This is a genomic window from Catellatospora methionotrophica, from assembly GCF_011297335.1.
In the GTDB taxonomy this organism is placed as follows: Bacteria; Actinomycetota; Actinomycetes; order Mycobacteriales; family Micromonosporaceae; genus Catellatospora; species Catellatospora methionotrophica.
On sequence record NZ_JAAOTJ010000020.1, the window covers coordinates 38,548 to 58,841 of the forward strand.

The following is a 20,294-nucleotide window of genomic DNA, read 5'->3' on the forward strand; positions in this document are numbered from 1 at the left end:
ACCCCGCACTTTCCCCCAGGAGTGATGACATGGCGATCGCCACCGTTCCGGGCGCCGGCATCGACGTCGGCAGCCAAGCGCCAGCACCCGTCGATCCGCGACGCGCCCGGCGCAACCGCCGCCTCAAGGACAACCTCACCGGTTACGCGTTCCTGATCGGCGCGGTCATCTGCTTCGCGTTCTTCTCCTGGTACCCGATGGTCCGCGGCGTGGTGATGAGCTTCCAGCGCACCCGTGCGGGCGAGACCACCTGGGTCGGCTGGGACAACTACGAGCGGATCATCAACGACCCGAGCTTCTGGACGGCCTGGCAGAACACCCTGTACTTCACGGTGCTCGCCCTGGTCGCCGGCTACGCGATCCCCTTCTTCCTGGCGGTGCTGCTCAACGAGTTCCGGCACGCCAAGGGCTACCTGCGCATCCTGATCTATCTGCCGGTGATGCTTCCCCCGGCCTCCGCGCTGTTCCTGTTCAAGTACCTCGCGTACGACCCCAGCGACGCCGGCCTGTTCAACTCGATCCTCAAGGGGCTCGGCCTGCCGACCTCGCAGTGGATGCAGTCGACGGACATGACGATGCCCGCGATGGTGCTCGCCTCGACCTGGATGAACATGGGCGGTGCGGTGCTGATCTACCTCGCCTCGCTGCAGAACATCCCGGGCGAGCTGTACGAGGCAGCCGAGCTCGACGGCGCGGGCCTGTGGCGGCGGATCACCAACGTGACCATCCCGCAGACGAAGCTGATCCTGTCGCTGATGGCGATGCTCCAGGTGGTGGCGACCATGCAGCTGTTCATCGAGCCGCTGATCCTGGCCAACGGCGCGGGCTCGGAGGACTCGGCCACTTCGGTCGTGTACCTCATCTACCAGCACGGCTTCTTCCAGAACGACCTCAACGGCGCGGCGGCGCTGGGCGTGATCATGCTCGTGGCGCTGATCGGCTTCTCCGCTGTCTACGCCCGACTGAACGCGCAACAGGACTAGGGGAACGAGTCATGGCGCACCAATCCGAGACACGCTCACTGGTCTCCTTCGCGCAGCTCCAGCGGGGCCGCGGCAAGGTGATCTACTGGACCCTGCTCACCGTCGTGGTCATCGCGTTCACGCTCGTCTTCATCGGGCCGCTGTACTGGATGATCACCGGCGCGCTGAAGTCCAGCCCCGAGCTGGCACAGACCCCGCCGACCCTGTGGCCGGCCGACCCGCAGCCGGAGAACTACTCCGACGCGTGGGAGCGGCTGGACCTGGCCAAGCTGCTGTTCAACACCTTCTACTACGCGGTCGGCGCGCTGGTGTTCCAGCTCGTGCTGGACACGGCGGCGGCGTACGCGCTGTCGAAGCTGCGGCCGAAGCTGGGCAACCTGATCCTCGGCATGATGCTGGCGACGCTGATGATCCCGGCGATGGTGCTGATCATCCCGCAGTACGTGACCGTGATCGACCTGCCGATCCTGCACATCAGCCTGATCGACTCGCCGTTCTCGATCTGGCTGCCGGCGGTCGCCAACGCGTTCAACATCTTCCTGCTGAAGCGGTTCTTCGACTCCATCCCCGAGGACCTGATGTCGGCGGCGCGGATGGACGGCGCGGGCTCGATGCGCACGCTCTGGTCGATCGTGCTGCCGATCTCCCGGCCGATCCTGGGCGTGGTCTCGATCTTCGCGGTGACCGCGGTGTGGAAGGACTTCCTCTGGCCGAAGCTGGTCATGCCCTCGCCGGAGACCCGCACCATCAGCGTCGGCATCTACGCCTTCTCCGGCGGTACGCCGCAGAACGTGGTCGTCGCCGCGGCGGTCATCGCCGCGATCCCGACCATCGTGTTCTTCCTGATCTTCCAGCGCAGCATCATGTCCGGCCTCACCGCCGGCGGTCTCAAGGAGTAGCCGCCAGCGGGCCCCGCCCGCCGCGCCCGCTCCGCTCACGTCCAGTTCGTGTTCCGTAACAGGAAGCAGGTATCTCGTGGTTGACATCGGAGCCCCCTTGCCGCAGGGGGTGCGCTCGGCGACGGACGCCTGGTGGCGCGATGCCGCCATCTACCAGGTGTATGTCCGCAGCTTCGCCGACGGCAACGGCGACGGCGTCGGCGACCTGGCCGGTGTCCGGGCGCACCTGACGTACCTGAGGGACCTGGGCATCGACGCCATCTGGTTCAACCCCTTCTACGTCTCGCCCCAGGCCGACGGCGGGTACGACGTGAGCGACTACCGCAACATCGACCCGATCTTCGGCGACCTGGCCGAGTGCGAGGAGATGATCCGGGAGGCGCACGCGCTGGGCATCCGCGTCATCGTCGACGTGGTCCCCAACCACTGCTCCGACCAGCACCCCTGGTTCCAGGCGGCGCTGGCGGCGGGCCCCGGCTCGCCCGAGCGCGAGCTGTTCTGGTTCCGGCCGGGCCGCGGCGAGCACGGCGAGCTGCCGCCGACCGAGTGGACGTCGAACTTCGGCGGCGGCACCTGGACCCGGGTCGCCGACGGCGAGTGGTACCTGCACCTGTTCGACGGCGCGCAGCCCGACTGGAACTGGGACCACCCGGCGGTGCGCACCGAGCACGAGAACGTGCTGCGGTTCTGGTTCGACCGGGGCGCCGACGGCATCCGGATCGACTCGGCCGGTCTGCTGATCAAGGACCCGGCCCTGCCCGAGGTCGGCACCACCGAGCGGCACCCGTTCGAGGACCTGGACGAGGTGCACGACGTGTACCGCGCCTGGCGGCGCATCGCCGAGGAGTACGGCGGCCGCGCGCTGATCGGCGAGGTGTGGATGCCCGACGTGCAGCGGTTCACGAACTACCTGCGCCCGGACGAGATGCACACCGCGTTCAACATGAACTTCCTGTGCTCGCCGTGGGACGCCGCGCTGCTGCGTGATGTCATCGACGACACCCTGAAGTCGCACGCGCCGGTGGACGCCCCCGCGACGTGGGTGCTGTCGAACCACGACGTGACCCGCCACGTGAGCCGGTACGGCCGCGCCGACAGCTCGTTCACCTTCAAGGGGCGTACCCACGAGACCCCGGTCGACCTGGAGCTGGGCACCCGCCGGGCGCGCGCCGCGATCATGCTGGCGCTGGCCCTGCCCGGCTCGGCCTACCTGTACCAGGGCGAGGAGCTGGGCCTGTGGGAGGTCGAGGACATCCCGGCCGAGCTGATGCAGGACCCGATGTGGCACCGCACCGCGGGCGCCGACCCGGGCCGTGACGGCTGCCGGGTGCCGCTGCCCTGGTCGGGCGCGCAGGCGCCGTTCGGGTTCAGCCCCGACGGGGCGCAGGCCAAGCCGTGGCTGCCGCAGCCGGCGGCCTGGAAGGCGTACACCGCCGAGGCGCAGACCGGTGACCCGGGCTCGATGCTGGAGCTGTACCGCCGCTGCCTGAGCCTGCGCCACAGCGAGCCCGCACTCGGCGACGGCCCGATGGCGTGGCTGGACAGCTCCGCGCAGGTCCTGTCGTTCCGCCGTCCCGCCCCGGACGGCCTCGACCTGATCTGCGTGGTCAACCTCGCCGACCACGCCGTCGACCTGCCCGCGTACGCGCAGGTCCTCGTCTCCAGCGCCCCGCTGGACGGCAACCGCCTGCCCGCGGACACCGCGGTCTGGATCCGCCCCGCCTGACCCCGTCGCTTGCGGGTCGAAGGAGCCCGCAGCTCTGCATCGCCAAGGCCGTGGCGGCGCGTCTTCCCCCGAATCGCGCCGCCTCATTCCGCTCCGGTCACCCCGTCCCCACCGGAAGGCAGCACAGGCAATGAACGAGCACAGCACCCCACCCGCACCGACGGGCCGCGCGTCAGCGCCCCGCCGCCGCACCGGGCTGGCCGCCGCGGCCGCCAGCTCGCTGCTGGCCGGCGTGGCGCTGGTCGCCGTGGCCGCGTACGGGACCTCCAGCCCCGACCTGCAGCAGGTCGCGTCGATCTCCCCGTTCTCGATCGCCGGGCGCGGCGCGACCGTCGCGTTCAAGGAGTTCGAGGCCGAGGAGCAGCCGACCAACGGCACGATCCTGGCCCACACCCGCTACTACGGCCAGCTCGCCTCCGAGGCGTCCGGCCGCCAGGCCGTCGTCCTCGACGCCGTCGGCGAGTACGTCGAGTTCACCCTCACCGCGCCCGCTGACTCGATCAACTTCCGCTACAGCCTGCCGGACAACGCCGCGGGCACCGGCCGTGACGCCACCATCGACCTGCGGGTCAACGGGTCGCTGCTGAAGACCGTCCCGGTGACCTCGAAGTACAGCTGGTACTACGGCGGCTACCCGTTCAACAACAACCCGGGTGACACCAACCCGCACCACTTCTACGACGAGCAGCGCAGCCTGCTCGGCAGCACGTACCCGGTCGGCACGAAGATCAGGCTGCAGGTGAACTCGACGGCGCAGTCGCCGACGTTCACCATCGACCTGGCCGACTTCGAGGTCGTCGGCGGCCCGAAGACGAAGCCCACGAACGCGATCGACGTGGTGGCCGACTTCGGGGCCGACCCGAACGCGGGTGCCGCCGACAACACGGCCAAGTTCCAGGCCGCGGTCGACGCGGGCAAGGCGCAGGGCCGGATCGTCTGGATCCCGGCGGGCACGTACACCGTCTGGGACCACATCGTGGTCGACGGCGTGACCCTGCAGGGCGCGGGTATGTGGCACAGCGTGCTCACCGGCCGCCACCCCACCCAGCGCAACCGCGCCGTGGGCGTCTACGGCAAGTACGTGCCCAACGGCGGCTACACCGGCCCGGTGCGCTCGCACGAGGCGAACGGCCCGAGCCGCAACGTCACCCTCAAGGACTTCGCCATCATCGGCGACATCCGCGAGCGCGTCGACGACGACCAGGTCAACGCCATGGGCGGGGCCATGACCAACTCGGTGGTCGACCACGTGTGGATGCAGCACACGAAGGTCGGCGCCTGGATGGACGGCCCGATGGACAACTTCGTCATCAAGAACAGCGTGATCCTGGACCAGACCGCCGACGGCGTGAACTTCCACACCGGCGTCACCAACTCGACGGTCACCCAGACGTTCGTGCGCAACACCGGTGACGACGGCCTGGCCATGTGGCCGGACCGCATCCCGAACGTCAACAACACGTTCTCGTTCAACACGGTCGGCGTGACCGTGCTGGCCAACAACATCGTGTCGTACGGCGGCCGGGACATCAAGATCACCGACAACGTGGTCGCGGACACCATCACCAACGGCGGCGGCATCCACATCGGCAACCGCTACCCGGGCGTCAACTCCGGGGCGGGCACCGCCGTGGCGGGCACGTTCACGGTGTCCCGCAACACCCTGATCCGCACCGGCAACTCCGACTTCAACTGGAACTTCGGCGTCGGCGCGATCTGGTTCTCCGGCCTCAACGAGCCCATCGCCGGGGCGACCATCAACATCACCGACACCGACATCCTGGACAGCTCGTACGCGGCGCTGCACTGGATCGAGGGCGGGGCCAGCGGCATCCACTTCAAGAACGTGCGCATCATCGGCGCGGGCACGTACGCGCTGCAGGTGCAGTCGCAGGGCCAGGCCACGTTCGAGAACGTGACCGCCACCGGCATCGCGCAGAGCAACCCGATCCACAACTGCGTGGGCCCGTCGTTCCAGATCACCCAGATCGGCACCAACTCGGGCTGGTTCGCCAACCCGCCCGCGTGCACCGGCATCTGGCCGACCCCGGTCTGGACCGGTGGCCCGACGACCCCGCCGAGCAACAGCCCGGCGCCGTCCAACAGCCCCCCGCCGGCCACGGCGCAGCTGAGCCTGAGCACGTCGAACCTGGTGTTCGGCACGCAGAACGTGGGCACCACCAGCGCCGCGCAGACGGTCACCGTCAGCAACACCGGCACCGTCACCGCGAACCTGAGCGGCGTCGCCGTCAGCGGCGACTTCGCCCGGACCACGAACTGCGGCACGACGCTGGCGGCCGGTGCGAGCTGCACCGCCTCGGTGACGTTCACGCCGACCGCGACCGGCACCCGCAACGGGCAGCTGTCCGTGGGCAGCAACGCGCAGGGCAACCCGCACGTGGTGAACCTGACCGGCTCGGGCTTCAACCCCAACGGCAACCTCGCCGCGGGCCGCCCGACCACGCAGACCAGCCAGACCCAGTCGTACGGCTCGGGCAACGCGGTCGACGGCGACGTGAACACGTACTGGGAGAGCGTCAACAACGCCTTCCCTCAGTCGATCACGGTTGACCTCGGCACGGCTGCGACGGTCAACCAGGTCGTGCTGAAGCTGCCGCCGTCGTGGGGCACCCGGACGGAGACCGTGCAGGTGCTCGGCTCGACGGACGGCTCGAACTTCAGCAGCCTCGCCGGTGCGGCGGGCTACACGTTCAACCCGGCCACCGGCAACAGCGCGACGATCAACTTCACCGCCGGATCGCGCCGCTACGTCCGGGTGACGGTCACCGGCAACACCGGCTGGCCCGCGGGCCAGTTCAGCGAGTTCGAGGTGTACGGCAACGGCACCCCGCCCCCGCAGACCCCGGCGATCGGTCTGTCCTCGTCGAGCCTGTCGTTCGCGAACCAGACCGTCGGCAGCACCAGCGGCGCGCAGTCGGTGACGGTGACCAACACCGGCACGGCGGCGGCGACGCTGGGCGCGGTGAACGTCAGCGGCGACTACGCCCGCACCACCACCTGCGGTTCCTCGCTGGCGGCGGGCGCGTCCTGCACGATCTCGGTGACGTTCACGCCGACCGCGTCCGGGGCCCGCTCCGGCTCGGTCAGCTTCACCAGCAACGCCACCGGCAGCCCGCACACGATCAACCTGTCGGGCAACGGCGTCACCACGAACACGAACCTGGCGCTGAACCGCCCGGTGACCGAGAGCGGCCACGCCGACGTCTACGGCGCGGGCAACGCGGTCGACGGCAACGTCAACTCCTACTGGGAGTCGCTGAACAACGCCTGGCCGCAGACGATCACGGTGGACCTCGGCGCGACGACCTCGGTCTCCCGCGTCGTGCTCAAGCTCCCGCCGGCCTCGTCCTGGGCCACCCGCACCCAGACCCTGTCGGTCCTGGGCAGCACCAACGGCTCCTCCTTCAGCACGGTCAAGGCTTCGGCCGGGTATGTCTTCAACCCGTCCTCGGCCAACACCGTCACCATCACGTTCACCGCCACGAGCCAGCGCTACCTGCGGCTGAGCTTCACCGGCAACACGGGCTGGCCCGCCGGCCAGCTCTCGGAGTACGAGGTCTACGCCTCGTAGTCCACCCGATCCCCGGTGGAGAGGGTGAGCGGCCCTCTCCACCGGTCGAGTGAAAGGAAGGGCACCTTCACATCGTTTCGCGATGGAGAAGGTGCCCTTCTTAACACCGCCAGGAGGGTCGGCCCTGGCCGATGCGTGATCCGGTATACCGGATCGCCCGGCCACGGTCACGCGGGCGAACCGCTACAGTGACCGGCGTGACGCGCAGACTCGCCGAAGTGGCGAAGTACGTGGGGGTGAGCGAGGCGACGGTGAGCCGCGTGCTCAACGGCAAGCCCGGCATCTCCGAAGCGACCCGCACCGCCGTACTGACCGCCCTGGACGTGCTCGGCTACGAGCGGCCCACCAAGCTGCGCGGCGAACGCGCCCGCCTGGTCGGCCTCGTGCTGCCCGAGTTGCAGAACCCGATCTTCCCGGCGTTCGCCGAGATCGTGGCGGGAGCGCTGGCGCAGCGGGGCTTCACCCCGGTGCTGTGCACCCGCACCGAGGAGGGCGTGGCCGAGTCGGCGTACGTCGACATCATGATGGAGCAGCAGGTCTCCGGCGTGATCTTCGCGGGTGGGCTGTACGCCCAGGCCGACGCCGAGCACGAGCACTACCACCGGCTGCGCCAGCGCGGCCTGCCCGTGGTGCTGGTGAACGCGGCCATAGACGGGCTGGGCTTCCCGGTCGTGGCCGCCGACGACGCGGTCGCGGTCGACCAGGCGTACGGGCACCTCTCGTCGCTGGGGCACACGAAGATCGGGCTGCTGCTCGGGCCGGTCGACCACGTGCCGTCGGCGCGCAAGCTCGCCGCGTTCCGCAAGCGCACCGGGCAGAAGAACCCGCCGGTCGCGCGCACCATCTACTCGATGGAGGCGGCGCAGGCCGCGGCGGTGCGGCTGATCAAGGAAGGCGTGACCGGGCTGGTCTGCGCCTCGGACGTGTTCGCGCTCGGCGCGGTGCGTGCGGTGCGCCGGATGGGGCTGCGGGTGCCGGAGGACATCTCCGTCGTCGGATACGACGACTCGCTGTTCATGGCCTGCACGGACCCGCCGCTGACGACGGTGCGCCAGCCCATCGGCGCGATGGGCACCGCCGCCGTGGCCATGCTGGTGTCCCAGGTGGACGGCGGCGAGGTCGCCCCCGACGAATACCTCTTCGACCCCGAACTGGTCGTCCGCGGCTCCACCGCCGTAGTCCCCACCACCACCTGACCCACCCCACCCCCAACCCACCCCGCGCGTCTCGCGCCGCCCGCGCGCCGCCCACCCCGCGCGTCTCGCGCCGCAAGTCTTAAAGACTCGCGGCCAGAGCGCATGGGTGAGGCCGCGACTCTTTAAGACTTGCGCGACGCGGGGAGACGGCGTTCGCGCCGCCGCTGGGTGGGTGGGGGTTAGGGGCGGCGCATGGGGAGGTGGGGGATGCCGTCTTCGATGAACTCGGGGCCGCTGGGGGCGAAGCCGTATTTGGCGTAGAACTTCGCGAGGTGGGACTGGGCGTCCAGGACTGCGGGGCGGTCGCCGGCTGCGGCCAGGGCGGCGGTGAGGAGCTGGCCTGCCAGGCCTTCGCCGCGGGCCTCGGGGGCGGTGACCACGCGGCCGATGCGGCAGATGGTGCCGCCCGGTTCGGTGTCTTCGAGCATGCGCAGGTAGGCCACGGGTCTGCGGTTCACCTCGTACCACAGGTGGCGGGTGCCGGGCTCGCCGTCGCGGCCGTCCAGGTCGGGGTAGGGGCAGGCCTGCTCCACGACGAACACGTCGACCCGCAGCTTCAGCAGGGCGTACAGGGTCGCGGCGTCCAGGTCCTGGAAGCTCGCGGTACGGAAGATCATTGGCTCGGCCGAGATCACCTCTGGATCGTAGTCGGTGAGACGGCTCACCCTCACTTCCGCTCGCGACAGCCTGTGAGTGAGTATTTAAACTGACTGGTCGGTTCAAATACTTTTGGAGGCGGGCGTGGAGGCGGCAGTACTGCGGGCCGAAGGGCTCGGGCTGCGTACCCGCCGGGGGTGGGTCTTCCGGGATCTCGACCTGGCGGTCCAACCCGGCGAGCTGGTCACCCTGACCGGACCTGCTGGCGGCGGCCGGACCAGTGCGCTGCTGGCGCTCGGCGGCCGCTTCCGAACCACCCACGGCTCACTGACCTCCGGGCGTACGGCGTTCGGCCTGGTCCCGGGCGTCAACGAGCCCGAACCGGCGCTGACCGTCGCCGAGCACGTCGGAGAGCGGCTGCGCCTGCTCGGCCTGACCCGCCCTTGGCAGCGCCGTCATCCGCTGGTCGTGGGGGAGTCCGGCGACCTGGTCCGCGACCTCGCGCCACTCGACCGCCACCGCCTGATGATCAAGCTCGCCCTGCTGGAGGACCCCGACGTGCTGCTCGTCGACGACATCGACGTGGGCCTGACCCCCGTCGAGACGCAGACCCTGCTCAGTGACCTTGCCGCGACCGGCCGCGCGGTCGTCGCCGTCCGCCGCGGCGACAGTGCGCTGGGGGTGGAGCGGTGAGTCTGGGCAGGCTGGAGCTGCGGCGGTTCCGGCGTCACCGGCTGACCCGCGCCGCGCTGGTGGTGCTGACACTGGTGCCGCTGCTGTACGGGGCGCTGTACCTGTGGGCGTTCTGGGATCCGTACGGCAACATGCACCGGATCCCGGTGGCGCTGGTCGTCGAGGACAGGGCGGCGAGCGACCCGGACGGCGGGCGGGTGCACGCGGGGCAGGATCTGGCCGAGGAGCTGGAGCAGCGGCAGGTCTTCGGCTGGCAGCGGGTGGACGCGGCGCGGGCGGCCGACGGGCTGCGCGACGGCACCTACCAGCTGGTGCTGCGTATCCCGGCGGACTTCTCGGCCGCGCTGGTCACCGGGCCGGACCCGGCAGCTACGGCACGGGCCGGGCAGCTCACCGTGGTCAGCGACGACGGGCTCAACTACATCTCCGGGATGCTGGCCCGCAGCGCGTTCACCGAGATCCGGGCGGCGGCGGCGGAGTCGGCGGCGGCGAAGTACTTCGACGGCATGCTGATCGGGTTCGGCGACGTGAAGTCGGCGCTGGGCGACGCGGCCGACGGCGCGGGCGAGCTGGCCGGTGGCGCGACCAGCGCCCGCGACGGTGCGGACAAGCTGGCCGACGGCACGACCAGCGCCCAGGCCGGGGCGGGCACGCTGGCCGACGGGCTGGCGCGGGCCGAGTCCGGCTCCCGCGAGCTGGCCGGGGGCCTGGCCACCCTCGAAGCCGGATCCGCGCAGCTCGCCGACGGCGCGGCACGGGCGGCGGCGGGCGGGGCGCGGCTGGCGTCCACGGTGGACGGCGTCGCCGACCGGGTCGAACCGGTGCTGCGCGAGCACGCCGGCACCATCGAGCAGGGCGCGAACACCGTCGCGGCGGCGGCCGACGCCCTCGCCAAGCACCTCGACGCGCTGCCGCAGCTCGCGGACCAGGCGGTGCGGCGTACCGCCGAGGTGGTCACGGCGCTGGACACGCTGGCGCGGGAGCATCCGGAACTCGCCGACGACCCGGCGTTCCTGGCCGCGCGCCGGGCCGCCACGGTCGCGGCGGACACCGCGCGGGACCTCGCCGACCGGCTCGACGACGCGGGACTGCCGCAGGTCAAGGCACAACTCGCCGAGGTCGCGAAGGCTGCCCGCGCGGTGGCGCAGGCCGCCCCGCACCTGGCCGACGACGTCGCCGCGGCCCGGCGCAGCGTCGACGAGCTGGCCGCCGGACTCGCAACCCTGTCCACCGGCACGGACCGGCTGCACGGCGGGGTCGCCGACGCCGCCGCGGGCGCGAAGTCGCTGCACGGAGGCCTGTACCGGCTGTCCACCGGGGCGCGGCAGCTCGACGGCGGCCTGGTCCGGCTCTCCGGGGGCGCGGGTGACCTGGCCGCCGGGCTGGCCCGGCTCGACGACGGCGCGCACCAGCTCGCCGACGGCCTCACCGACGGGGCCGCGCGGGTGCCCGGCTACGACGCGGACAGCCGGGCGCAGCGGGCCGGGGTGCTGGCCGCGCCGGTGACCCTGGAACGCGACGTGTGGCACGCCGCCGCGAGCTACGGGGCCGGGTTCGCGCCGTACTTCCTGGCGCTGGCGATGTGGGTGGGCGCGATGCTGACGTACATGCTGCTGCGGCCGGTGACCCGGCGGCACCTGATGACCGGCGCGCCCGCCTGGCGGGTGGCGCTGGCCGGCTGGCGGCCCGCCGTCGCGGTCGGCTTCGCCCAGGCCACCGTGCTGTACGCGGTGCTCCTGCTCGCCCTCGGCCTGGCTCCCGCCCACCCCTGGGGTATGTACGGCTACCTGCTGGCCACCACGCTCGCCTTCACCGCCGTGCTGCAACTGCTCGGCGCCGCCCTGGGCCCGGCGGGCCGCCTGGTCGCCCTGATCATGCTGATGCTCCAGCTCACCGGCTCGGGCGGCACCTACCCCGTGGCCACCAGCCCCGCCTTCTTCCAGGCGATCCACCCGTACCTGCCGATGACCTACGTCGTGGACGGCCTGCGCCGCCTCATCCTCGGCGGCTCCACCACCACCGTCCTCACCGGCATGACAGTCCTGCTGAGCGTCACGGCTCTCGCCCTGACCCTCACCACCCTCACCGCCGCCCGCTCCCGCCGCCTCACCCCCGACAGACTCCACCCCGCCCTGACCATGTGACGCAGTTTCGGGGAAAGTGCTTGAATCGGTGCGCCGATGGCGGCGGCTTCCCCGACGCTGCAGGCCGTGAGCCATGATCGAGTGAGGGGAGGGGGCGGGATGGACGGGCGGGTTGCCAGGCGGGATGTGACGCGGCAGAAGCTGTTCGAGGCGACCATGGCGCTGATCGCGGAGCAGGGGTTCTCGGATACGACGGTGGACCAGATCGCCGAGCGGGCCGGGGTGGCCAAGGGGACCGTCTACTACAACTTCGCCTCCAAGAGCGTGCTGTTCGAGGAGCTGCTGCGCTACGGGGTCGGCCTGCTCACGGCCGACTTCCAGGCCGCGGTCGACGGGCGGGAGCCGAAGGCGGCCGTCGAGGCGCTGGTCCGTGCGGAGCTGGCGTTCATCCAGCGCTACCGGTCGTTCGCGCAGCTGCTGCTGTCGGAGATGTGGCGGACGAACCGTGACTGGCAGCAGACGCTGCGCCTGCTGCGCGAGGAGGCGGTCGCCGTCATCGCCGCGACGCTGCGGGCCGGCGTGGACAGCGGCGACTTCGCCCCGGACCTCGACGTACGCCTGTCCGCCTCGGCGCTGTTCGGGGTGTGCCTGGTGGTGGCGCTGGACTGGCTGGTGTTCACCCCCGAGCAGCCGATCGCGCAGGTCGAGGCGGCGGTGCTGGCCATCGTGCGCAGCCGCGCCGCCGTCAACGCGCCCGCTGACTGGCATACTCGCCGGTTATGAGGTTGTCGCGCGGCTGGTCGCTGTTCCTGATCGGGGTCGGCGTGTGGACCTGGCTGATCTGGCCGCGGTTCGCCCTGGCGATCTGGGACGACCCGCGCGCCTGGGCGAGCGGCGTGTCCGGCGACGGCTCGCCGACCGCCTTCCTCTGGGTGCACGCGCTGCTGATCGGGGCCTCGCTGGCCATCGGGACCACCGTCGGCGTGCTCGGCATCCGGGGCGTGCTGGCCTCGCGCCGCCAGGACTGAGCCGCCCCCTCCGCAGCCGCGACCGGCGACAGGACCTCGCGGGCGGGACGGGCACACCCGCGCCCGGTCAGCCGGGCAGGTGGCAGACCGCCTCGACGTTGTTGCCGTCGCGGTCGCGGACGAACGCACCGAAGTAGTGCTCGTGGTACTCCGGCCAGATCCGCGGCTCGTGCAGCACCTCCGCTCCGGAGCCGACGGCGGCCTCGAAGAACGCGGTGACCGCGGCCCGGTCGGCGGCCACGAAGGCGATGTGCGCCTCACGCGCGACCCCGTCGGTGGTGACCGGGCCGAGCCAGAACACCGGCCGGTCGACGCCGTAGCCGACGACGTCGCCGAACTCCAGGATGCGCCGCCCGCCGAGCGGGGCCAGCGCGGTGTCGTAGAACTGGGCGGCCGACGCGACGTCGGCGACCTGGATCGACAGGTGATCGAGCATGCCTGCCAATCTAGCGGCGGCCGCCGCCGCGGACCCTCGCCCTACCGGCGCGTCCGGTCCAGGAATCCGGCGATCAGCGGGGCGATCTCGGGCAGGCACTCCTCCAGAGCGAAGTGGCCGGTCGGGAAGAGGTGCAGTTCGGCGTCCGGCAGGTCGCGCAGGTAGGCGTGCGCGCCTGCGGGCAGGAAGAACGCGTCGCCGGTGCCCCACAGGACCAGGGCCGGCGGCCGGTGTTCGCGCAGCCAGCGCTGCCAGGCCGGATACAGCGCGACGTTGGTGTGGTAGTCCAGCATCAGGTCGACCTGGGCGTCCTTGCGGCCGGGCAGGTCCAGGTAGTGCTGGTCCAGGGTCCAGCCGTCGGGCGCGACGAGTGCCGGGTCGCCGGTGCCGCCCTCGTACTGGCCACGGGTCACCGGCAGCACCAGGATCTCGGCGGCCGCCTCCCGTGCGCCGGGCAGGCCGGGCCGGTGCCCGGTCAGGCCACGGGCGAGGTCGGACAGGCCTTCGTCGTACGCGTTGGCGTTCTGCACGATCAGCCCCGCGATCCACTCCGGACGCCGGGTGGCCAGCCGCATGCCGACCGGCCCGCCGTAGTCGAAGACGTACAGCGTGAACGGGGCCAGCCCGAGCCGCTCGGCGAAGGCCTCGACGACGTCGGCCAGCCGCTCGAACGTGTACGCGAACCCCGCCGGAGCCTCGGTCTGCCCGAACCCGGGAAAGTCCGGCGCGACGACGTGCCAGCGCCCGCCGAGCGCGTCGATCAGCCTGCGGAACTGCGCCGACGAACTCGGAAACCCGTGCAGCAGCAACACCGTCGGCGCACCGGTCTCCCCGGCCTCGCGATAGAACACGCGCACCCCGTCGACGTCGACGGACCGGTGCGCCACCCTCGGCATCTCCACACCCTGCCGAACTCCCCGCCTGCCGCTCGGGACACGGCCACGCCGGACGTGAAGATCGCCGTTTGCGGTCAGAACATGCGGTGTGACCCGAGGTTCTGACCACAAACGGCGATCTTGCCGCGAGGCGCGCGCCACCGCGGGGCGCGGGGCGCGGGGCGTCAGACGGTGGCGCGGCGGGCGGTGACGGAGCGGGCCAGGGTGGCCAGGGTCTGCTCGGTGGTTTCCCAGCTCATGCAGGCGTCGGTGACGGACTGGCCGTAGGTGAGGGGGTGGCCGGTGTCGAGGTCCTGGCGGCCCGCGACGATGAAGGACTCCAGCATGACGCCGGCGATGCCGGACTGGCCGCCCGCGATCTGCGCCGCGATCTCGTCGGAGACGACGGCCTGACGCTCGTGGCTCTTGCCGCTGTTGCCGTGGCTGGCGTCGATGACCAGGCGGTGCTTCAGTCCCGCCTTCTCCGTCATGCCCAGCGTCGAGGCCACCGACTCGGGGCCGTAGTTCGGGCCGCTGCGGCCGCCGCGCAGGATCACGTGGCAGTCGTCGTTGCCGGTGGTGGTGACGATCGCGGCCCGGCCGTCGTGGTCCACGCCGAAGAAGACATGGCTGTTGCGGCCCACCTCGCAGGCGTCGATCGCACCCTGTACGCCGCCGTCGGTGGTGTTCTTGAACCCGACCGGCATGGACAGGCCCGACGCCAGCTGGCGGTGCACCTGGCTCTCGATGGTCCGCGCGCCGATCGCGCCCCAGGTCACCGCGTCGGCGATGTACTGCGGGCTGGTCGGGTCGAGGAACTCGCAGCCCACCGGCACCCCCAGGTCCAGGATGTCGAGCAGCAGCGCCCGCGCGGTACGCAGCCCGCGGTGCACGTCGTAGGTCCCGTCCAGGCCCGGGTCGTTGATGAGGCCCTTCCAGCCGATCGTGGTGCGCGGCTTCTCGAAGTAGACGCGCATCACCACGCACAGCTCACGGGAGTGCTGCTTGGCCGCCTCGGCCAGCCGCCGGGCGTAGTCCATGGCCGCCTCGGTGTCGTGCACCGAACACGGGCCGACCACCACCAGCAGCCGGTCGTCGCGACCGGTGAGCACGTCGCGCACCTCCTGGCGGGACCGTTCCACCAGCGCGGCGCGATGATCACCGAGCGGCAGTTCGGTGAGCAATTCGCGCGGCGGGCGCAGCGGCTCGAAGGACAGGACGTGGACGTCGTTGGTCTGGGTCATCGGAGCGTCTCCCGTTCCGTGGGGGGACGGGCCCCGCACCTCGGAAAGTCCCAGGCCAGCCCGTCCATGACATGGCAAAGGGCGAAGACGAGACGTCTTCGCCCTGCTGGCTCTGGGTGGACTCGCGGTCAGCGCAATGAACCGCCGGCTCCACCCAGAGCCAGCGTAAAGCGCCAATACATGCGAACCACAGCACGAAGCTTACCCCATGTGCTCGTATCGATCCAGACCGCTGTATCCGAAAATCGGACACGGGGGCGGAGAGCGCCGCACCTGGGAGCGTGGCTGTGGTGATGGACTCATGGCAGCCGTCACGTCGATACGTTTACTGTGGGCGCTCGGAACGGACACGACGAGGGGAGGCGGCCGGTGCCCGCAGCGCAGGATCTGCCCGCCGAACCCATGCACGCCACCCGGACGCTGTCCGACAACGTGTACCGGTGGCTGCGCGACCAGATCGTGCTCGGCAAGATCGGCCCCAACGAGCCGCTGGTCGAGGCGGTGATCGCGGAGAAGCTCCAGGTCAGCCGTACGCCCATCCGGGAGAGCCTGCAGCGGCTGGCCGCCGACGGCCTGATCGTGTCGCACCGCCGCCGCTGGATCGTGCGCCAGCACGACCGCGACGAGATCGTGGCCATCTACGAGGTACGCATGGCGCTGGAGTCGTTCGCCGCCCGCTTCGCCTGCCAGCGCGCCACCGACGCCGAACTCGCCGCGATCGCCGCCCACTGCGACAGCTGGTCCACCGGTGGGCCGCCGGACGCGTTCGTGGTCTTCAACGACCGCTTCCACCACCTGATCGTCGAGGCCGCCCACAACCCCCGCCTGGCCCGCGTCATCGAGCAGAACCACCTGTACTCCTTCAACGAGCAGGTCGCCGCCCAGTACCGTCCCGACGAGATCACCGCCTCCCAGTCCGAGCACCAGGACCTCGTCACCGCGCTGCGCGCCCGCGACGCCGACCGCGCCGCCGACCTCTCCCGCCGTCACGCCGAGGAAGCGCTCGGTCTGATCCTGACCCGCCTCTTCTGACCCCCGTTCCGGGGTTAGGGTGCGAGGGTGGTCTACACCGGAGAAGTGAGCCGCGGCGCGGCAGCCGAGGTCCGTGAACTCGACGAACTGGTCATCAGCAAGGTGTCCGTCGGTCCGCACGACAACAACGCCTACCTGCTGCGCTGCCGGAGCACCGGCGAGCAGCTGCTGATCGACGCCGCCAACGACGCGGACACCCTGCTGGCGCTCATCGGCGACGGGGGCCTGGCCACCGTCGTGACCACGCACCGGCACGGCGACCACTGGCAGGCGCTTGCCGAGGTCGTCGAGCGGACCGGGGCCGTCGCGTTCGCGCACCCCGACGACGCCGAGGAACTGCCGGTCAAGGCGCAGACCGTCGCGGAAGGACAGACGGTCCGGGTCGGTCAGGCCGAGCTGGAGGTAATCCACCTGGTCGGGCACACCCCGGGCTCGATCGCGCTGCTGTATCGCGACCCGCACGGCCACCCGCACCTGTTCACCGGGGACTCGCTGTTCCCGGGCGGGGTCGGCAACACCTGGGGCGACCCGCAGGCGTTCGCGTCCCTGCTGCACGACGTCGAGACGAAGCTGTTCGCCCGGCTGCCGGACGAGACGTGGTTCTACCCCGGCCACGGCAAGGACAGCACCCTGGGCCGCGAGCGCCCCTCCGTGCCGGAGTGGCACGCCCGCGGCTGGTGAGGTCGTGCCCCGGGGCCAGCGTCAGGACGTTTCCACGCGAGCGAGGCGCAGCGCCGTCTGCACCACGGCGGCGCTGCATCCCAGCTGCTCGGCGATGCGCCGGATCGACATACCCGCTTGGTGGGCTGCCATGATCGCGCCTCGCCGGGCCCTGGCGTGCTCAAGCATCGAAATCCTGGCCTCCTCGGCGAGGTCGGCATGCCGCCGCGCGGCGACCAGCGCATCGGTCGCCCGATCGCCGGTCATCGGCCGGGTTCCCCGGCATCGGCCTCACGCAGCGCCTCGACGATCTCGCCGAGCAGGAACTGCGTCTTAGGTTCGACGGGCCGTCCCAGATAGACGCTCTCGACCAGGTCCAGTCCTTCTTCGACCGTGGTGAATCCCAGCTGACGGTACAGAAACATGATGTCGTCAGCGTCGTTCTCGACGCGGGCCGAGAAGAGTTTCATCGCGAGCAGATAGCGCGCGGATGCCACATCCACGTTCAGCGAAGCACTGGCGTAGAAACGTAAGGACTCAGGGTCGGGTCCGGGCAGGAAACCCTTCACCGCGTCGTTGAGCCAGTCGGCGACCAGGCCTCTGCGCTCGGCGACGGCAGCGGCGGCCTCCCGGACGACGTCGGTGGGCAGGAAGACCGCGTCGAGATCCCTTGTCGACCGAGCCTCGTCATAGGCGACGGCGATGGCCGCACCACCTACCAGGAACAGATCAGCACGCGCGCCACGGGAAGCCAGTTCAGCGCTGAGATCGTCGAGCAGCGCACGGATGTCGGCGCGCCCGAGCCCGACACTCACGCTCGCTCCAGGGCGCCGAGGGTGATGAACACGCCCCGACGCCGAAACGACGAGGGGGACTCGACCAGCGCGCGTGGCCGCAGGCCCTGAAGATCGGTGACGAACCACCAGGGCAGCGCCTCCCGTAGCGGATCGCGGGCCCAGGACGGAACCGGCCAGCCGTCTCGGCGTCCCAGGTGCTCTGCCATGGCCGCGAAGGCGGCGTCGACCCGTACGTCACCAGTGGGCGAGGGGCATTCCTGCCACATACGCGCGGCCGCATCGCGGCCACTGTTCCGAAGTGCGCTCATGTAGTCGTCAAGCATCTGGGTCAGCGCAAACCGCCACACCCGGCTCAGCCGTTCGCCAGACAGCAGCATCCGGGCAGCGGTCGCGGCTGCGTCATCGACCGTACGAAACGACGTCACGGAAGCCATGTCCGTATGGTACCCCCGTACGGCTCCGCAGGCCTGGCCGAGCAGACGGCCTGGATCAGCCGACTGCCGCTCGTGATCGCAACCGCCGCCGGGGTCACCGCCCCCATGGCAACGGCGGACGTGGCAGGCTGAACGCCGTTTGCGTAGTGATCAGGAGTGACATATGCGGCGTCTTGTAGTCTCAGCGGTCCTCGGTGTGGCCGTCCTGGCCACCGCGGCCTGCGGCGGCAACCCGACGAGGAACGACGCGGCACCCTCGCCGGGAGCCGTCGTGACCTCGGCGGGAACCGTGCCGGGCGCGACGGCTCCCGCCTCGGCGGCCCCGTCAGGCCAGGCCGCCGCCCCTTCGGGTGCGGCCGCCCGGTTGCCCGCCTCCGATCAGGCGATCTGCTCCGGCCGCGCGGAGGCCTACGCCGCGATCACCACCCACGACCTGCGGTACCTCGGGCTGGTCGACGGCCGCTACCAGGGTGGGGAGCCCGCCAAGCGCGACGAGCTGGCCAAGCTGAAGCAGGCGCTCGGGGACTACCGCGACCACCTCGCCCGGCGGGTGGGCGCCGCCGTCGACAAGCAGCTCGCCGGGGCGATGCGGGCCGACATCGTCTACGTCAACAAGCGGCTCACCGAGCTGAAGGCGGCGGGGACCGACTACGACGGCAAGGTGTTCCGGGTGGCGGACGCGATCAACAAGGGCATGGCCAGGGACCAGCGCGTACCCGGGGTGTGCGGGCGCTGACCCGGCGGCCCGCAGACGTCGATCTTGGTTGGGAGCAGGTTCGCCAAGCTCTGCAACGCGCCAGGCCAGTGAGGTTCACCGGCGCAGTGTGCTGCGGCGTTCCCGCAGGAAGGCACGCTCGGCCTCGTTACCGGCGGCGGTGATCGCCGCCCGGTAGGCCTCGTCGGCCTCGGCGACCCGGCCCAGGCGGCGCAGCAGGTCGGCGCGGACCGCGTGGTACACGTGGTGGCCGTCCAGGTCCAGCCGGTCCAGCAGGGCCAACGCGGCGGCGGGGCCGTCCACTTCGGCCACCGCCACCGCGCGGTGCAGCGCCACGACCGGGGTGGGCGTCAGCGCGAGCAGGCGGTCGTACAGGGCCAGCACGCGCGGCCAGTCGGTGGCCGCGGCGTCGGGTGCGGCGGCGTGTACGGCGCTGATCGCGGCCTGCAGCTGGTACGGCCCGAGCTGCCGCCGCCGCAGGCACCGGCCGACCAGGGTCAGCCCCTCGGCGATCAGGGCCTGGTCCCAGCGGCCGCGATCCTGCTCGGGCAGGGGCACGAGCTGCCCGGTGGCGGTGGTGCGCGCGGCCCGGCGGGACTCGGTGAGCAGCATCAGGGCGAGCAGGCCCAGCGCTTCCGGCTCGTCGGGCATCAGCTCGGCGAGCAGCCGTCCCAGCCGGATCGCCTCCGTGCACAGGTCCGCGCGCACCAGCGCGTTCCCGGAGCTGGCCGTGTAGCCCTCGTTGAAGACGAGGTAGATCACGGCGAGCACGGACCGCAGGCGCGCGGGCAGGTCGGCGTCGCGGGGGACCCGATACGGGATGCCCGCGCCCTTGATCTTGTTCTTGGCGCGGACCAGCCGTTGTGCCATGGTCGCCTCGGGGACCAGGAACGCGTGCGCGATCTCGGTGGTGGTGAGGCCGCCGAGCAGGCGCAGGGTCAGCGCCACCTGGGCGGTGACCGCGAGCGCGGGATGGCAGCAGGTGAAGATCAGGCGGAGCCGGTCGTCGGGCACGGGACCCTCCTCGGCGGGTGGCTCCGCCGCGAGCAGCAGGGCGGCCTGCGCGTGCCGGTCGTCACGGCCGGCCTCGCGGCGCAGCCGGTCCACGGCCCGGTTGCGGGCCGTGGTGATGATCCAGCCGGCCGGGCTGGGCGGCACGCCGTCGTCCGGCCAGCGCCGCACCGCCTCGGCGAACGCGTCCTGCACCGCCTCCTCGGCGAGGTCGATGTCGCCGAAGGCGCGCACCAGGACGGCGACCGCGCGGCCGTACTCCGCCCGGAAGACGCCGCCGACGTCGGCCACC

General features: G+C 71.3%; 20 protein-coding genes. 12 read left to right on the top strand and 8 right to left on the bottom strand.

What is annotated here, in order from left to right; genetic code table 11:
• Positions 1-29: 29 nt before the first annotated feature.
• The 5 genes from HAV40_RS31210 to HAV40_RS31230 all read left to right on the top strand — a co-directional run bounded on the left by HAV40_RS31210 (position 30) and on the right by HAV40_RS31230 (position 8,396).
• Complete coding sequence (locus tag HAV40_RS31210; RefSeq protein ID WP_166387640.1) at positions 30-983, top strand: carbohydrate ABC transporter permease; 954 nt, start codon at positions 30-32, stop codon at positions 981-983.
• A gap of 11 nt (positions 984-994) precedes the next feature.
• Positions 995-1,882 carry a carbohydrate ABC transporter permease gene (locus HAV40_RS31215; protein ID WP_166387642.1) on the top strand — a complete coding sequence of 296 codons (888 nt, stop codon included), beginning with the start codon at positions 995-997 and terminating at the stop codon, positions 1,880-1,882.
• 76 nt (positions 1,883-1,958) lie between these two features.
• Positions 1,959-3,608: a glycoside hydrolase family 13 protein gene (locus HAV40_RS31220; RefSeq protein WP_166387644.1), complete on the top strand. Its 1,650-nt coding sequence runs from the start codon at positions 1,959-1,961 to the stop codon at positions 3,606-3,608.
• A gap of 130 nt (positions 3,609-3,738) precedes the next feature.
• A complete protein-coding gene (locus tag HAV40_RS31225) occupies positions 3,739-7,200 on the top strand; it encodes a galactose-binding domain-containing protein (RefSeq protein ID WP_166387646.1) in 3,462 nt (1,153 codons plus the stop codon).
• Between the two features lie 197 nt (positions 7,201-7,397).
• Entirely contained in the window at positions 7,398-8,396 is a 999-nt protein-coding gene (locus tag HAV40_RS31230) for a LacI family DNA-binding transcriptional regulator (protein ID WP_166387648.1), read from the top strand.
• 179 nt (positions 8,397-8,575) lie between these two features.
• Here the strand turns inward: HAV40_RS31230 and HAV40_RS31235 are convergent, their stop codons facing one another.
• Positions 8,576-9,013 carry a GNAT family N-acetyltransferase gene (locus HAV40_RS31235; protein WP_166387825.1) on the bottom strand — a complete coding sequence of 146 codons (438 nt, stop codon included), beginning with the start codon at positions 9,011-9,013 and terminating at the stop codon, positions 8,576-8,578.
• Between the two features lie 124 nt (positions 9,014-9,137).
• On the opposite strand from HAV40_RS31235, the gene HAV40_RS31240 reads away from it, so the two are divergent.
• From HAV40_RS31240 to HAV40_RS31255, 4 genes are all read left to right on the top strand, one after another.
• Positions 9,138-9,686: an ATP-binding cassette domain-containing protein gene (locus HAV40_RS31240; protein WP_166387650.1), complete on the top strand. Its 549-nt coding sequence runs from the start codon at positions 9,138-9,140 to the stop codon at positions 9,684-9,686.
• Positions 9,683-11,830 (top strand): YhgE/Pip family protein, encoded by a 2,148-nt coding sequence (locus HAV40_RS31245; protein ID WP_166387651.1) that lies wholly within the window; start codon positions 9,683-9,685, stop codon positions 11,828-11,830. Before HAV40_RS31240 ends, HAV40_RS31245 begins: the two co-directional genes overlap by 4 nt.
• A 99-nt stretch (positions 11,831-11,929) precedes the next feature.
• Positions 11,930-12,553, top strand: coding sequence for a TetR/AcrR family transcriptional regulator (locus tag HAV40_RS31250; protein ID WP_166387653.1), 624 nt, complete (start codon positions 11,930-11,932; stop codon positions 12,551-12,553).
• Positions 12,550-12,798 carry an SCO4848 family membrane protein gene (locus HAV40_RS31255; protein ID WP_166387655.1) on the top strand — a complete coding sequence of 83 codons (249 nt, stop codon included), beginning with the start codon at positions 12,550-12,552 and terminating at the stop codon, positions 12,796-12,798. The genes HAV40_RS31250 and HAV40_RS31255 overlap by 4 nt, the downstream gene beginning before the upstream one ends.
• A gap of 67 nt (positions 12,799-12,865) precedes the next feature.
• Here the strand turns inward: HAV40_RS31255 and HAV40_RS31260 are convergent, their stop codons facing one another.
• The 3 genes from HAV40_RS31260 to HAV40_RS31270 form a co-directional block, all read right to left on the bottom strand.
• Complete coding sequence (locus HAV40_RS31260) at positions 12,866-13,234, bottom strand: VOC family protein (RefSeq protein WP_166387657.1); 369 nt, start codon at positions 13,232-13,234, stop codon at positions 12,866-12,868.
• A 41-nt stretch (positions 13,235-13,275) separates the two neighbouring features.
• On the bottom strand, positions 13,276-14,130 hold the full coding sequence (locus HAV40_RS31265) for an alpha/beta fold hydrolase (RefSeq protein ID WP_166387659.1): 855 nt from the start codon (positions 14,128-14,130) through the stop codon (positions 13,276-13,278).
• A 164-nt stretch (positions 14,131-14,294) separates the two neighbouring features.
• Positions 14,295-15,353 (bottom strand): 3-deoxy-7-phosphoheptulonate synthase, encoded by a 1,059-nt coding sequence (locus HAV40_RS31270; protein WP_166387661.1) that lies wholly within the window; start codon positions 15,351-15,353, stop codon positions 14,295-14,297.
• A gap of 369 nt (positions 15,354-15,722) precedes the next feature.
• Here HAV40_RS31270 and HAV40_RS31275 point away from each other — a divergent pair, with 369 nt between their 5' ends.
• Positions 15,723-16,385: a GntR family transcriptional regulator gene (locus HAV40_RS31275; RefSeq protein WP_166387663.1), complete on the top strand. Its 663-nt coding sequence runs from the start codon at positions 15,723-15,725 to the stop codon at positions 16,383-16,385.
• 27 nt (positions 16,386-16,412) lie between these two features.
• On the top strand, positions 16,413-17,066 hold the full coding sequence (locus HAV40_RS31280) for an MBL fold metallo-hydrolase (protein WP_166387665.1): 654 nt from the start codon (positions 16,413-16,415) through the stop codon (positions 17,064-17,066).
• A gap of 21 nt (positions 17,067-17,087) precedes the next feature.
• On the opposite strand, the gene HAV40_RS31285 is transcribed toward HAV40_RS31280, so the two are convergent.
• The 3 genes from HAV40_RS31285 to HAV40_RS31295 are packed head-to-tail and all read right to left on the bottom strand — an operon-like array spanning position 17,088 to position 18,276.
• A complete protein-coding gene (locus HAV40_RS31285) occupies positions 17,088-17,312 on the bottom strand; it encodes a helix-turn-helix domain-containing protein (protein ID WP_166387667.1) in 225 nt (74 codons plus the stop codon).
• A complete protein-coding gene (locus HAV40_RS31290; protein WP_166387669.1) occupies positions 17,309-17,860 on the bottom strand; it encodes a DUF6036 family nucleotidyltransferase in 552 nt (183 codons plus the stop codon). The genes HAV40_RS31285 and HAV40_RS31290 overlap by 4 nt, the downstream gene beginning before the upstream one ends.
• Complete coding sequence (locus HAV40_RS31295) at positions 17,857-18,276, bottom strand: hypothetical protein (RefSeq protein WP_166387671.1); 420 nt, start codon at positions 18,274-18,276, stop codon at positions 17,857-17,859. Before HAV40_RS31295 ends, HAV40_RS31290 begins: the two co-directional genes overlap by 4 nt.
• Before the next feature lie 163 nt (positions 18,277-18,439).
• Between HAV40_RS31295 and HAV40_RS38170 the strand changes: the two genes are divergently transcribed.
• Positions 18,440-19,012: a hypothetical protein gene (locus tag HAV40_RS38170; protein ID WP_203671570.1), complete on the top strand. Its 573-nt coding sequence runs from the start codon at positions 18,440-18,442 to the stop codon at positions 19,010-19,012.
• A gap of 75 nt (positions 19,013-19,087) precedes the next feature.
• On the opposite strand, the gene HAV40_RS31305 is transcribed toward HAV40_RS38170, so the two are convergent.
• Complete coding sequence (locus tag HAV40_RS31305) at positions 19,088-20,293, bottom strand: RNA polymerase sigma factor (protein ID WP_166387673.1); 1,206 nt, start codon at positions 20,291-20,293, stop codon at positions 19,088-19,090.
• Between the last annotated feature and the right edge of the window lies 1 nt (position 20,294).